12 protein-coding genes are annotated in these 13,863 nt (G+C 73.8%); all 12 read right to left on the bottom strand.

Going from position 1 to position 13,863, the window contains the following annotated elements; translation table 11 throughout:
- Positions 1-68: 68 nt before the first annotated feature.
- The 12 genes from HALOF300_RS06365 to HALOF300_RS06310 all read right to left on the bottom strand — a co-directional run bounded on the left by HALOF300_RS06365 (position 69) and on the right by HALOF300_RS06310 (position 13,805).
- Positions 69-404 carry a hypothetical protein gene (locus tag HALOF300_RS06365; protein WP_156740105.1) on the bottom strand — a complete coding sequence of 112 codons (336 nt, stop codon included), beginning with the start codon at positions 402-404 and terminating at the stop codon, positions 69-71.
- A 22-nt stretch (positions 405-426) separates the two neighbouring features.
- Positions 427-1,233, bottom strand: a complete 807-nt coding sequence (locus tag HALOF300_RS06360) for a type VI secretion system Vgr family protein (RefSeq protein WP_156740104.1) — start codon at positions 1,231-1,233, stop codon at positions 427-429.
- Positions 1,230-2,270 carry a hypothetical protein gene (locus tag HALOF300_RS06355; protein WP_156740103.1) on the bottom strand — a complete coding sequence of 347 codons (1,041 nt, stop codon included), beginning with the start codon at positions 2,268-2,270 and terminating at the stop codon, positions 1,230-1,232. The genes HALOF300_RS06360 and HALOF300_RS06355 overlap by 4 nt, the downstream gene beginning before the upstream one ends.
- Before the next feature lie 3 nt (positions 2,271-2,273).
- Positions 2,274-3,269, bottom strand: coding sequence for a hypothetical protein (locus HALOF300_RS06350; RefSeq protein ID WP_156740102.1), 996 nt, complete (start codon positions 3,267-3,269; stop codon positions 2,274-2,276).
- Positions 3,266-7,297 (bottom strand): peptidoglycan-binding protein, encoded by a 4,032-nt coding sequence (locus HALOF300_RS06345; RefSeq protein ID WP_231955099.1) that lies wholly within the window; start codon positions 7,295-7,297, stop codon positions 3,266-3,268. The genes HALOF300_RS06350 and HALOF300_RS06345 overlap by 4 nt, the downstream gene beginning before the upstream one ends.
- A gap of 39 nt (positions 7,298-7,336) precedes the next feature.
- Positions 7,337-7,753, bottom strand: a complete 417-nt coding sequence (locus HALOF300_RS06340) for a hypothetical protein (protein ID WP_154792429.1) — start codon at positions 7,751-7,753, stop codon at positions 7,337-7,339.
- A 50-nt stretch (positions 7,754-7,803) separates the two neighbouring features.
- Entirely contained in the window at positions 7,804-8,337 is a 534-nt protein-coding gene (locus HALOF300_RS06335) for a hypothetical protein (RefSeq protein ID WP_231955098.1), read from the bottom strand.
- Between the two features lie 10 nt (positions 8,338-8,347).
- Positions 8,348-9,820 (bottom strand): hypothetical protein, encoded by a 1,473-nt coding sequence (locus HALOF300_RS06330; RefSeq protein ID WP_156740100.1) that lies wholly within the window; start codon positions 9,818-9,820, stop codon positions 8,348-8,350.
- The gene (locus HALOF300_RS06325; RefSeq protein ID WP_156740099.1) at positions 9,817-10,272 is read right to left on the bottom strand and encodes a hypothetical protein; all 456 of its coding nucleotides are present in this window, start codon (positions 10,270-10,272) and stop codon (positions 9,817-9,819) included. Before HALOF300_RS06325 ends, HALOF300_RS06330 begins: the two co-directional genes overlap by 4 nt.
- 13 nt (positions 10,273-10,285) lie before the next feature.
- The gene (locus tag HALOF300_RS06320) at positions 10,286-10,840 is read right to left on the bottom strand and encodes a hypothetical protein (RefSeq protein WP_154792433.1); all 555 of its coding nucleotides are present in this window, start codon (positions 10,838-10,840) and stop codon (positions 10,286-10,288) included.
- A gap of 11 nt (positions 10,841-10,851) precedes the next feature.
- Complete coding sequence (locus HALOF300_RS06315) at positions 10,852-12,522, bottom strand: phage tail sheath C-terminal domain-containing protein (RefSeq protein WP_156740098.1); 1,671 nt, start codon at positions 12,520-12,522, stop codon at positions 10,852-10,854.
- A gap of 65 nt (positions 12,523-12,587) precedes the next feature.
- Positions 12,588-13,805 (bottom strand): hypothetical protein, encoded by a 1,218-nt coding sequence (locus HALOF300_RS06310; RefSeq protein ID WP_197522353.1) that lies wholly within the window; start codon positions 13,803-13,805, stop codon positions 12,588-12,590.
- Positions 13,806-13,863 lie beyond the last annotated feature (58 nt).

Genomic DNA, 13,863 nt, shown 5'->3' with positions numbered 1-13,863 from the left:
GCGGTCCGGGTCCGGGGTGGCTGCGCCGGGGCGGCCGGCGCGGGCCGCGCCGGCCGGCACGCGCGCGATCACGGCGGCCACCCGTCGGTCACCGCCGTCGTGGCGGGTGGCCCGATCACGAGCAGGATGCCGGGCGGGGAGGGGATCCGGTCGCCGGTGCGGACCAGCCCGCGCCCGCCCACCCGCACGCCCGTGCTGGTGCCGACCGTGCCGATGACCAGCGGATACGGCACGCCGGTGACGGAGTTGACCATGACGCAGATCGACCCGCTGGTGGCCAGCGGCAGTCCGCTCGCCGAGATGACCGGGGGCAGCACGGCGATGATCGTGCCGGTGTCGGGAGCGCCGGCCGCGCCGGGCGTCACCATGACGCTCGCGCCGACGCTCACGGGTGCTCCTGGCATGTCCGCACCTCCTTCTGCTCGCTCATGGGCCGAAACTGGTCAGGCCGTTGATGGATACCGACACGCCCTGCACGGTGACCCCGGTGCCCCCGCGGACCGTCGCGGACAGACCACCGGCCAGTTCCGCCGTCGTGCCGGCCCGGGCGGTCAGGGAGGTGCCGGCGTCCAGGGCGATCGAGCCGCCGGCCTGCAGCGTCAGGTCGCCCGAGGCCTGCAGCGTCACCGACGCAGCCGAGGTCAGGGTGGCGTCCCCGTCCTGGTCGAGGGTGACCGTGGTGGCGCCGGACTTCACCTGCACGGTGCCGCCGCTCGCGCCGGACTGGTCGAGCCGCAGCTCGGTCTGCCCGGCGGTCGCCGTCACCGTGCCGTCCACGATCCGCACGGTGATCTTCGGCGGCATCTCGATGATCAGTTCCCGGGCGGGGTCGTCGGTGGGGTGGTTGCGCAGCGCCGCGAGCACGCTCGCGTCGTCGTCGGCGTCCAGGGGCAGCCTGAGCACGATCTCGTCGGTCGTGGAGCGCGGCGGCCGGTCCGCGTCGTCATAGAACCGGGCGATCACCAGAGGGGCGTTCACGTCCCCGTGGTCGAACGCGACGAGCACCAGGTCGCCGACGTTCGGGATGCCGACCGTGCCGACGTGCCCGGTGCCGACCGGGACGCGCTTCAGCAGCAGGCCGGAGTTCTTCAGGGCGACGTCCACGCCGTAGTTGTCGTCGTCGTCGGCGCTCGTGTGCGGGTACACGGCCTCGACCACACCGAGCTCGGTGCTGCGCACCGCGGCCAGCTCGTGCCGCACGATCGCGGCGATGGTGTCGACGATGGTGGTCACGGCGCACCTCCCGCGGCCGCGCCGGCAGTGCCGACGAGGCTGCGCAGCCACACGTCGGTGGTGAAGCCGTGCGTCTTCTCCAGGCGGTGCTCGACGGCGCTCACCTGGTGGTTGCCGTCCGGAACCCCGGCGCCCGGCCGGTCCGGGAAGTCCTCCAGGCGCACCAGTGCGCCGAGGGCAAGCTGCGGGCGGCCCTGGATCCGGACCCGCCCGGTGACGGCGGTCGCGGCCAGGTGCTCGGCGAGCGCCTTCGCGGCGGTGGCTGCCCCGGCCGCCGTGCGCAGCGACCCGCGTTCGAGCAGCAGGGTGGGCGCGTCGGTTCCGGACGTGCCCGCGAAGGACGTGAAGTCCTTCGTGAGCCATGCCCACGACTCGTCACCGCGGGAGCCGCCGGGGCTCTCGCCGAACGCCGTGACGGTCCCGGCGACCGGCCGGATCCGGGTCAGGTCCGCCTCCAGGACGTGCTCGCCGTAGCGCAGCACGTGCACCGATCTGGTGCCGCCGAACGCCTCGAAGACGAGTTCGCCGTCGGGCGTGAAATACGTGTCCACCCCGGCCAGGGCGGCGAGGTCGCGGACGTGCCGGCACGCGTCCCGGCGCCCGTCCACCACGTATGCGTGCAGGCTCGGCCCGGCGTCCGCCCGCGCCACCGGGACGCCGGCGGCGTCCGCGAGGGCCCGGACCACGTCCCCCGCGGTCGTGTCCTCGAACGTGCGCTCCATCCTGGTGCGCAGCAGCGCGTCGGCCTTGGAGTGGGCGATGATCCGGGTGGTGCGCAGATCCGGCTCGACGGCGACCACGGTGCCGGTGAACACGACCAGTGCGGGGTCGGCGTCGGAGTAGCCGAGCTCGACGCGGGCGTCCGCGCCGGGGACGGCGGTCAGGGCGCCGACCTGGCCGGCGACGATGGTCACCTCGTCGGCCGGGGTGCCCAGGTCCGAGCGCACCACGATCTCGACGACGGTGGATGCCTTCGGCTCGACGGTGGTGTCGATCACCTGGTCGCCGACGGTGAGCCGGTAGGCCGGTCGCAGCATGGCTCAGTCCTCCCCACCGGTCAGCCAGTCCCGCAGCGCGGGGCTGGTGGTGGCCGGATCGGCGTCGTCAAGGGCGGCGAGCACCGCGACGCGCAGGCCAGCGCCATCGACGGCGGTCACGTCGACGGCGGTCACGTCTGCCGTGGTCGTACCGGGGCCCGCGCCAGCAGTCCCGGCGTCGTCGCCTCGTGCGGGATCCTCGGGGACGGCCCCGAACACGTCCGCCGGGCTGAGCGGTTCGGGCACCGGTGCCCGGACCAGGTTCGGCACGAACACCTGGAGCAGGTGCGAGCGCAGGGCACCGAGGTGGGGGTCGAGGGCGGCCCGCAGCATCGCCCGGGCCAGGCGGGCCCGATGGGCGGTGTCGAAGTCGGCGGCCTGCGTCATGTCCAGGTAGGCGTTCACCAGGTAGGCCCGCTGCGCGCGCACGTCGGTCTCGGGGTGCTCGGCCACCCGCATGAGCCGGTCGAACCGGTCGATGCTCGTGCGCAACGCCTCCCGGGCGAGCGTCCAGACGTACCGGGCGAACAGAGCGCCGGCGTCACGGCGGTGCCGCTCCGCCTGCTCGAGCAGCGCATCCGCGGTCGGGTGTTCGCGCTGCAGCGACAGCGCCAGCCGCAGGTCGGCGAGCACCGGCCCGGAGGCCTCGAGCCGGAGCAGGTGCTCCTCGGCGAGCACGTCGGCGAGGTCCCCGCCGACCCGGCTGAACGCCAGAAGGCGGGCGCCCACGTCGACCGGCACGCGCGACCAAAGACCCACCGAACCCACCGGCCGGCCGGATGCGAGCCGCTCCTGGTGCACCTCGAGCGTGACCACGGAGCCGGGCGCTTGCGTCACAGAGCCGCGCAGCACATCCGCGAGCCGCACGGCCAGGATGACGCGGCGGACCTGCCGGCCGGGCGCGCCCTCGCGCCAGGGACCGAGGTCGGCGTCGTCGATGACCACCTGGACGATGGTGCTCGCGTCCAGGATCTCCGAGGTGATGGCGTGCTCGTTCATGCGCGCGCATCCCTCGCAAGGTTGTCCAGCACGGCCGGGAACCGCACCTCGATGGCGGTGTCCCCGATCGCCACGGCCGGGGACGTGAGAGTGGTGCCGGTGATGGTGGTGGTCGGCGGCACCGCGACCGCGATCGCACCGGTGGCAGGGTCGATGGTCCACTCCCCGCGCTGGGTCCAGCGCTTCTGGAGGAGCGCGGTGTACACCCGGTCGGCCGGGTCCCCGGTGGCCGCTACCACGCCCGTGATGTTCGTCCAGATCCCGAGGGTCGCGACGAAGTCCAGGCCCCAGACGAACCGGCGCAACGTGGCCGCGGCCACGGCCGGGTGGGCGCCGGGCTCGCTGTCCCCGGGTGAGTCGATGTCCTCGACGATCCACCGCTCACCCACGGGGAGCGCGGTCCGCCTACGGATCCCGCCGACGCCGAACGTGGCCGTCTCGCCGCCGATGCCCACGGCGCCGACGCCGAACCCCGAGTCGAGCGTCGGCGGGGCGATGAGCACGGGCGCGGGATCACCGGGCAGGAACACCGGCGCCCCGGCGGTCCCACCGGTGGCAGCCGCCCGGTTCGAGGCGACCACGCTGAGGTCGGTGTGGGCCGCGGGCGGGGCCACCGAGTCGTCCTGGAACCGCCCGAGGATCCCCTCCGGCGCGGTCTCGTTGTTGATCCAGCCGGCGAGGTAGGCGTTGACCGAGCGCCGCCCGTTCGCCCCACCCGTGACCGCGTCGGCCTGCACCAGGAAGTGGATCGCCGCGGTCGCCGGGATGGCGATGTTGAACGCCGGGTCCCCGGTGGCCACGCTGATGCCGCCACCGGCGACCGGGGTGACGTTGAAACTGCCGCTCTGGTCGATGCAGCTGTCCAGGAACATCGTGACCCGGCCGAGCAGCACCGTCTTGACGATGCTCGGCTCACGGTCGATGCCCACGTCGTAGTCGTCGTTGGCGTTGCCGTCCACGAACGCGCGCACCCCGAACGTGCCCACGTTGTCCGCGAGCATCGTGGCCCGCAGCGCGTCGCCCGGGTCCCGGGTCACGGTCGGCCCGTCGGCCGCGGACAGGGCGACGATCGCCGCGGCGTCGTCACCGCCGTCGGCGGCCGGTATACCCCGCAGCCGGTGCGCGTCCCAGATGACCGGTACGCCCGGGGGCCGGACCGCCACCGTGAACTCGATCGGACGGTCCGCGCGGACGCAGTTCTCCAGGAGCGGTATCGGAGGGTTCGCGGTCGGGTTGTCATCGAAGTCCACGGGGGCCGGCACCGCGCGGCCGGGCACCACGTGCGCCGGCACCGGGGAGTTCCCGAGCCGCGCCGTGTTCGCCTCGGTGGCGGGGATCGTCATGGTGAGGTTGCTGAGCTCGACGACCGTGAGCACGGCCCGGTCGCCGTCGGCATCCACCCCGTCCACCCCGAGCTGCAGCACGGCGTCGCGCAGGGCCCCGCTGACCGCGGCGCCCTCGACCCAGAACGCGGAGCCGGCCGCCGGGACGCCCGCCGCCGGCAGCAGCACAGGTGCGACGACCTCGGCCTGCCCGGCTGCGGCCACCTCGTCGGCGGCGGCGAAGAACCGGGTCCTGGCGTCCAGGCGGCCCAGGCTGAGCGTGCCCGTGAAGTCCGCGGGCAGGGCCTGGCGCACGGTGATCAGCGCCCGGCCGGCGTGGAAGCCGGCGTCCTGCACCTGGACGAACCGTCCCGGGGTGATCTTGTCCGCCTCGGAGAGCGTGGCCGGCGCGGTACCGGCTGCGGTCCGGGTCCGGTGCAGGTCGAGGAACACCTCGACGGCTGTCATCGTATGGGTCTGGCTCAGGCCGGGGGTACCGGAGACCGTCACGGCGAGGGTCAGCACCACGTCCCCGGTCGCGGCGCTCGCGGCGCGGCCCTCCGCGAACAGGGTGACCCCGGCGGCCAGCGCGGCCGAGTCGAAGACGTTGTCCACGCCGTCGAACGTGATCTCGGTGCCGCCCGCGGCGGCGTCGAAGAACCGGACCACGTCGCTGGACCGGTCGAGGCGACCGGACCCGGTGAACGCGGGGGTGCGCAGCACCACCGGACGCCGGGCCGGGCTGGTGTGGACCTTCCGCACCAGCACCACGTCCGGGCCGGTGATGGCCGGGACCACGTCCGCGACGGCCCGGTCCACCACGATGATCTCGGCCGGGGTGTCGTCGTACCGGAAGCAGGTGGCGTTGCCGCGCACGTCGGCGAGGGACTGGGTCGCGGTCCGGAGCAGGAACGGCCCGTCAACGGAGATCACGTAGATGCCGGGACCCTTCTCCGGGACGACGCCCCCGGGAAAGGTGAAGTTCCCGTCGGCGTCGGTCCTGCTGCGGATCGGGGTGCCGGCGTGCGCCGCGGCCGAGGTGACGGCGACCTCGCCACCGAGGTACTCGCCGTCGGCGGCCATCAGCACGTAGGGGCGGTCCGCGAACGGGGTGCCGTCGGTGAAACTGATCCGGCCGACCACGGGGGAGGTGCCGGGTTCGGCCGGGGTGCGGCACCATTTCGGCTGGGGCGGGCTGGGGCACGGCTGGCCCCACGGGACCACGAAGTCGGCGACGCCGGTGGCGGTGCCGTCGTCCAGGCACCAGCCGCCGCCGCCCGCGCCCTCGGACACCTGGTCGAGGGTGATCGGTTCCGGCACCTGCGCCGGGACCGCGGATTCCTTGACGAACATCAGCTCGGTGCGCCGGTTCGGGCGCCACGCGGACTGGGTGCTCAGCACCGGGTCCTGCTCGCCGCAGCCGATCCAGCGCAGCGGCCCGGAGTCGCACCCCTCGCTCGCGTTCGGCATCAGCCGGGCGGTCGGCAGGTTCAGCGGGCCGTTGCCGAGGTACTCCCGGATCAGCACCGGCCAGGTCGCGTCGCCGACGATGCCGTCCGGGGTGAGGCCGTGGTCGGACTGGAAGGTCCGCACGGCGGTGTCGGTCAGCTCCGGGTCCGCGCCCACGTTGCCGAAGAACCGGCCGAGGTCGGCCAGCATGAACTGGTACTCGCGGGTGCCCCAGGTGTCCTTGACGGTCGTGATGGTCCCGAACGGCCGGGTGCGGCGCAACTCGTCCCATTCGGCGACGGCGGCCGCTGGGTTCGAGCCGAACGTCATCATCGCGTAGGTGGCCCGGGCCCGCCGCTCGGAGAGGGACTGGTTGTAGTCGTCGCCGCCGGTCAGGTCGGTGTGCCCGACGATCAGCAGCCGCTCGTCCGGGTGCGCGTCCGAGTACGCGATCGCCTGGGCGAGCACGTGCCGCTCGCACGGCTCCACGAAGGACTTGTCGAAGTGGAAGGTGATGACGAAGACGGTGCCGATCTTCGCGCCGCGGCGCAGCACGATGGTGACCGACGCCGTCGCCCCCTCGACCACCCGCACCGTCGCGGACCCGGTGAGCACCTCGTGCTGCCCGGTGGGGTTGCGGGTGTCGTCGACGAGCGCGCTCGCGGTGTACTGGCCGGCCGGGAACGGGTCGGCGAACCAGGTGTCGGTACGGATCCGGTTCGTGAGCACCCGGTCAAGGGCGGCGCCGTCGTCGGTGGTGCCGGCCACGCTCACCCGGACCCGGTCCATGTCGAAGGCCGGGTCACCCTCGACCACCACGGTGACGGCGAGCTTGCCGTCGGTGACCGTCGGCGGTGGGGGCGGGGGGATGATCACCTCCTCGACGTCGATCGGTTCGGCGTCGGTCAGCTCGCGCAACGCCAGCGTGTACTCGAACGCGCTCGGCCGGCCGGCGACCTCGCGCACGTCCATCCGCTCGACGATGACCCGGTCCACGGACGTCGCGGCGGAGATGTCGGAGACGAACGGGACCGGGTCACCGGCGTGGAACCGTTCGCGGACCGCAGCCAGGTGCTCCTTCGTGTCCGGTGCGGTGAGCACCCCGGTGAGCATCAGCCGGGCACCGCGACGCCCGAGGGCCTGCAGGAAGTCCCCCTCAAGGGCGGGCACGCGGTGGCGCACGAGTGCGTGGTCCTCGTCGGAGGAGACCACCTGCACCTGTTCCAGCTCGAGCTCACCGAGCATGGGCCGCACCATCGCTCACCCTCCTTGTCCGCGGTCGCCTGGTGTTCTCGCTCAGGGCTTGAGCGAGTTCAGGTGGGTGGTGATCGCCGTGATCAGGTCCAGCAACTCGGTCTTGACCTGGTCCACCGACGGCAGCCCGGTGACCACCGACGCCACGTCCGCGATCGACTCGATGGCACCGGTCTCACCGGGCAGGATCTTCTTCGCGGCATCCAGGAACGCCGGGATCTTCCCGGTGAACTCGGCGACCTCGCCCAGGCCCGGGATGGCACCCACGTCGAGGTTCTGGATCTCGGTCTTGAGCTTGTTCATCAGCTCGACGAGCAGGTCGATGAGCTCGGTGACCTGCGGCACCAGGGACGCGATCGCCTGGATCGCGGGCTTGATGGTTGCCACGTTGTCGTCGAGGAACGACTTGAAGTCGGCGAGCACCGCCTTGAGCTCCTCGAAGAGGTTCGGTTCGGCCATGATCGGCTCCCGTCTGGGTGGGTCCTGCGTCGGTGTGTTCGGAGGTGGGGTCAGCCGCCGGTGGCTTCCCGGAACGTGCGCAGCCGCTCGAGGAGGCCGGTCAGCGGCGTCACGAACGCCTCGAGGCCGGTCGCGAACGGCGGCGTGATGTCGAGCCCGTCGAGGAGGTCGCCGAGCAGGTCGTCGGCCTCGCCGAGGATGTCCGCCTCGAGGGCGGCTGTGGACGCCGGGACGACGGGCTCGGTGAACTCGCGCAGGGTGAGCACGTAGGCGAACGCGCCCGGCCGCCCGGCCAGCTCACGGACCTGCAGGTCGTCCACGAGGACCTCCTCGACGGAGGTGTCCGCCGTGATGTCGGCGACGAACGCGACCGGTTCCCCGGTGCGGACCTGCGCCTTCAGTTCCTCGATGAGGGTGGCGGCGCCGGTGTCCGTGGCGACCCCGCGCACCCGCACCCCGGTGGCGGCGCGGCCGAGGTTCTGCAGCATCGACCCGTCCTTGCCCACGGCCTGGTGCTCGGCGACGGCGCGCAGGTCGCTGGTGGTCAGGTCCTGCACCTGCGGCAGTTCGAGGGTGCCGAGCATCGGTCGCATCTCACGCCTCGATCCCGTGCCGGCGGGCCGCGTCGGTGAGCATCCGGGCCACGAGCCGCTCGAGCTCGGGCACCGAGGTGGCCGGCACCGACCCGCCGACGCCAGGGGCCGCCGAGCTCTCGGTGGCCGTCGCCGGACCATCCGGCCAGGTGGCCGGCCACCCGTGCTCGCCACCCTCGGTCTCCTCCGCGTCCCCGGCAAGCCGGACCAGCCGGGCCGGGCGAGCTGGTGCGATCGCGAACTCCGTCTGCGAATCGAGCCCGTGGGCGGCGGTCCGCGCCCGCGGGGTCGCCTCACGCCCTTCCGGCACAGGCCGGCCGGCGAGCGGCGCACCGGGCTTCCCGGCCTCCGTCGGCCCGACGGCGGAGGTGCTCGGGCGGTCGTCGTCCCCGCTCGTGCGGTGTGGGTCGCGGCGCTCACGCGCCGGCCCGACGGCGGGTCCCGGCTCGCCAGATCCGGTGCCGTTCCAGGCATTGCGCCACTGACCCGCCCCACGGGTCAGTGACGCAGTGAGCGCGAGGGCATCCTCCGCGGAGGCCCGGCGCAGCGGTCGGCGCGAGGTCGTCGAGGGGTCGACGAGAGCGCCGAGCCCGGCCGCGGCGAGGCCCGCCCGGACCCGCTCGAGCACGTGGTCGAGACCGTGGTCGGGCGACAGGTGGCTCGCGGCGGTCGCGGACCGTGACGGGGATTCCCGGGCTGGGCGGGGCTGGCGTTGGTGGGCCGGGCGAGGGCGCTCTCCGGCGGGCCCGAGCGGTTCGGTTCGCCGGTCCGCGTCGCCGGGTCCGGCGAGTTCTCGCAGCCGAGTGGCCGGTGGGCACGCGTCCGGCGGCGGCAGGCCGAGGTCACTGGGCCTGCGACCTGCCTCGGCGCCGGGGCGCCGCGGCTCGGGTGCTCCGGAGCCGGGATACCGGTCGCCGGTGTTCGGCGCGACCGGACCCGGGGGGGCGGGGTCCCCGGCGGTAGGCCCGCGTCCGGAGCCGGTTGCCGCGCCGCCCGGGGTCCACCGGTCCGGTCCGTGCGGCCGGCCAGGGGCGCCGCCGCGGACGGGCCCGAACGGGTCGTCGGACCACCCACCCACCACACCCGACGAGCCGCGCCCCCGGCGAGCTCCGCCGTCGTCATCAACGCCCGAGTGGCGCCACCGCTCCCGCCGGCCCCCGGCCTCGGGGTCTGCTCCGCCGCCGCCCGGGCCTGCGACGCACTGCGCGAGGGTACGGCCGAGCATGGGGCCCTCGGCGAGCCGAGGCGGCGCCGGCGCGGCCGCGCAGGCGGCGCCGACCCGCGCGTCGAGCACGTCGACGGACCGGGTCAGGCGGGCGGTGTCCCGGCACCATGCGGCCGGACCGCCGCCACCGGCCAGATGCGCGAGCGTGCCGCCCACCCGGGGCAGCACGCCGCTCATCCGGGGCAGCACGCCACCACCACCGGAGGCAGCAACTCTCCCGGCGGTGGACGGCACCCGGTCCGTGCTCATGCGACCTCCGCCGCCCGCCCGGTCATCTCCAGGTACATCAGGATCTGCCCGATCGTCATCCCGGCGACGTCCTCCGCGGTCCAGCCGAACTCCTCGGCGAGCACGAAGCACGCCTTCGCCAGCGGGGCCTGGACGAGCTCGGCGAGCCGGTCCCGGGGGGTCTCGATGCCGCTCAGCTCATTGATCGCGTCCACCAGCACCCGGGCGAGCCCGGCCGGCAGCCGGCCGGCCTGCTCGGCCGTGAGCGCGGGCTCCACCAGGGCGCGGGCGATCATCAGCCCGGCCGCCAGCTCGCGGTCCCCGGCGGCGGCATGCGCCACCAGCTGGACGTCGCGCACGGTCAGCGGGCGGATCGTCACGGTTCCGGTGGGGCCACCGGGCGGCAACGTCACCTCGTGGGTGAGCGCGCTGCCGGCCAGCAGCTCCTCGGCGGTCAATGCCGTCCGTACCATCGCAGTGCTCCGTTCACTCGGTGGCGAACGCGACCTCGGTGGGCGGCGCCTCGCCGCCACCGCCACCGGCGCCCTCGCGGTCGAGGACGCGGATGGTGAGCGCCCGGAACCGCAGGTTCTCCACCACGAAGTCGTCCTCGGGCAGGGTGTAGCGCCAGTTCTCGAACTTCACCCCGGCGATCTCCAGGGTGAGCGAGTTGCCCGGGTGCGCCGGGTCCGCCAACACGAGGTTGATCGTGAAGGCGGGCTGCACGTACGGCTCGGCCACCGCCGTCGGGGCTGACCCGCGGCCCATCAGCAGCAGGAGCAGCGCCCCGTTGACGTACGCGCGGCCCACCGTGCCGGCGATGTGGATGTCGCCCGGGCTCAGGGACACGGGGTGGCGGCGCCCGACCTCGTAGAACTCCTTGAGCGCGGTGTCCACGCACACCCGCACGTCCGTGAGCCGGCCCACGGTCTGGATCGCGAACGTGTCCACCACGGCGGACGCGTCGGCGCCCTCCGGGGTGTCCTCGGCGGCCAGGGTGAGCGTGCCGTGGTTTCCGGTGAATACCTCTGTCAGTGCCATGTCGGGGGTCCTTACTCGAGGAACATCGTGACCTTGATGAAGTCGATGCTGAACGTCGGCCGCAGGAAGATGTCGACCCGGGCGATGCCCCGGATCTCGTCGTCACGGGTGGCGTGCACGTCCAGCCGGTAGCCGTTCTCGGAGGCGAGGAGCTCGTCCAGCACCATCGAGTTCAGGAAGTTGTTGATGGTGGCCCGCAGCGCGCCGCGGACCCGCTCGTTGTTCAGCAGGCCGATGTAGGGCGTGGCGGCGCTGCGGACGCCGAACTTCGCGTAGTCCACGATCCGGCGGGTGGTGATCTGCTGCCACGCCGTGTTCGTGGACGTGGTGATGCCCCGCACCAGGCGCAGGCCCTGCCGCTTCTCGACGGCGAGTACGCGGCTCAGCACCAGCTGCTTCAGCTCGGCGCTGGACAGGTCGTGCTCGAGCGCCTCGACGCCGAGGACCTTGTTCGTCAGCGAGATGTGCGGCGCCTGCGCGGACAGCAGCCCGGCGACGGCCGCCGCCGTGTACGCGCCGGGCAGCGTCACCTTCACCGGTGGGCTGACCGACCGGTCGTCCGCGACGAAGCCGGGTCCGACGAGGACCACCCGGTCGCTGTTCAGCGCGTGCCCGGACGCGTTCTGCACGAACGCGGCCCGGTCATCCTCGAGCGCGGTGCCGACGATGCCGATGCGTTCGCGCTTGTTGTCGTCGTTCGAGGCGAGCGCGCAGTGCAGGGCGAGGTCGTCGCCGAACGTCGTGTCGGTCTGCCCGGCGCCGACGACGATGTGCGCGTCGACCCCGAGCAGGGCGTCGAGGCCGCCGGCATGCAGTGCGCCGGTGGGATCGCCGGCGCCGTTCGCGCCGCCGCCCATCGGAGTCGCTGCGAGGGTGCTCGGCACCTCCGTGGGGTTCGCCAGCGACGTGGCCGTGACGAGCGCGGAGTCGGCCAGGTCGGCGACCAGGTCGTCGCCGGAGACCACGTTGTACTCCTCCTTCGCGCTCACCCCGAGCGTGACCGTGACCTTCACGGCGGACGCCTTGTCGACCATGTAGGTGGCCAGCACGGTGTCACCGGCCGCAGGATCGGTGCCGAACGTGAGGGTGCCGTCCGCCGTCGTCACGCCCACCTGGGTGGGGCTCGGGGCGGCGTCGTAGACGATCGGGACCACCGTGTCCGAGCCGCCGCCGCCCGGCCGCACCACGATGCGGTTCACCGCGCTGTGCAGCACCTCGGCGTGGGCCAGCACGAACGGAGGACCGGCCACCGTCTCCTCGCGGACCAGGGCGTTCGCGTCGGCCGTTGAGACCGTCAGCGTGAGCCCGTTCGCCCAGGTGCCCGGCCAGCGGGCGTCGACGCGCACGCACGGCCCGCTCGCCGACGCCAGTTCGACGCCGGCCGTGGCGACGGCGCCCGGATCGGCCACCCGCACGGCCCACACGCTGGTGGCACCGAACCGGTAGGCCTGCTCGAGGGCGCGGGTCAGGGTGAGCTCGTCGTTGGCGCCGCCGTGCCACGGGTCGTAGGCGCCGAACGTGGCGAGGGCGTCGCTGAAGCTGCCGAGCAGGCGGGGCGAGCCCACCGGCCCTTTCGCTGCGGTACCGACCACGCCGAGGTTCCCGACGGTGATCGCCCCCGGGACGATGAGGCCCTCGGGGCGCACTTCGATGAAGACGCCGGGTAGGACTAGTTCGGTCATGACTTCCGCTCCTTTTCGCTCCCTCGCTCCCACCGGAGCGCGTTTGGGGTCCTTCGTTCGTGTTCTCAGCGGGACAGCCGCAGATAGACGACGGCGGTCTGGTCCAGTCCCGGGCTCGCACCGGGCGGGGTGTAGGTGATCTCGAAGCGCTCGCCGGCGGCGAGCAGGATCGGTGTGGTGAGCCGGCGGGCCGCGCCGGAGTAGGCGTCGACGGTGCCGTCGGTGTCCCAGTCGCCCAGGTCCGGACCGGGGACGGCGGGCCCGAGGGCCGCGAGCGCGGCCGCGGGCGTGAGCGTCACCGTCGCGTCGCGGTGCGTCGGGACCGCACCCCCGACGGCGGTGAGGAAGCCATCGAGGTCGGCGAACGCCGTCGGGGGTGCGCCCGAGCTGCGCACGAACGTGACCGTGCCGCCGAGGGCGGCCCCCGGCACGTACGCGATCGCAGCGACGGTGCCGACCGCCGTCGGGCCGGTGACGGTGAGCGCCGGGGCGGCCTCGTCGTCCCAGCGCCGCAGCTCGTCGACGACCGTCTGAGCCTCGCTGGTCGGCGCGGCCTCGTCGCCGTGGCCGGTCGTGACCGGGATCCGCGCGATCAGGGAGTCCGCGTCGTCGTCGGCGGTGTAGCGGTACTCGTAGAGGACGTCGTAGCTGGAGGCCTTGCGCCAGGCGGGCAGGACCGGGATGTGCTCGGCGATCGTGGTCGCTGTGGCGGCGAACCTCAGGAACCCCTCGGCGCGCAGCGCGTCCTGGTCGTCGAGGAGCGTGGACTGCAGGCCGAGGACGGCGGCGTCCACCTCGGGGGAGGAAGCGGCCCACAGCTGGAACCGCACCCGCGCGTCCAGCCGGCCGCCGCGCAGCGTCCGGGTGCCGAGCGCGGGCGCACCCTCGGTGCCGATGTGGTCGCCGAGGCCGACCGGCTTCGCGGTCACCTGCTCCATGGTCACGTTGCCGTCGGGCACGCCGGGCAGGGGCGCCGGCAGCCTGGCCCCGAGGGCGCCCAGCATCGCGGTGACCACGTCGGTGAGGGTCGGGGCGCTCACGTCGGACCCCACGGCGGGCAGGCCATCGACGCCGGGCCCGACGTCGTTCGTGAGCGCCAGGTCCACGGCACGCGCGATCTCACCGGAGTGGTGCCAGCCGGTGCGGGTGCCGGTCTGCACGTCGGTGACGATCCCGTGCCAACGCGGGCCCGCCCCGGGAGTTTCCTCGAGCAGCGCGCGGACCAGGAACGACCGCGCGACGAGACTCGTCTGCGCCCCGCCCATCTGCTCGTGTCCGGACATGCCACGCCAGACTCCCCGCTCGATCTGTTCCGTGCGGGCATCGTGGTCGGCGCCGGTC

Origin of the sequence: Occultella aeris, assembly GCF_902703175.1 — a bacterium.
Classification (GTDB): domain Bacteria; phylum Actinomycetota; class Actinomycetes; order Actinomycetales; family Beutenbergiaceae; genus Occultella; species Occultella aeris.
Note: the sequence above shows the minus strand (reverse complement) of the source record. Positions and strands in the feature narration are given on the sequence as shown.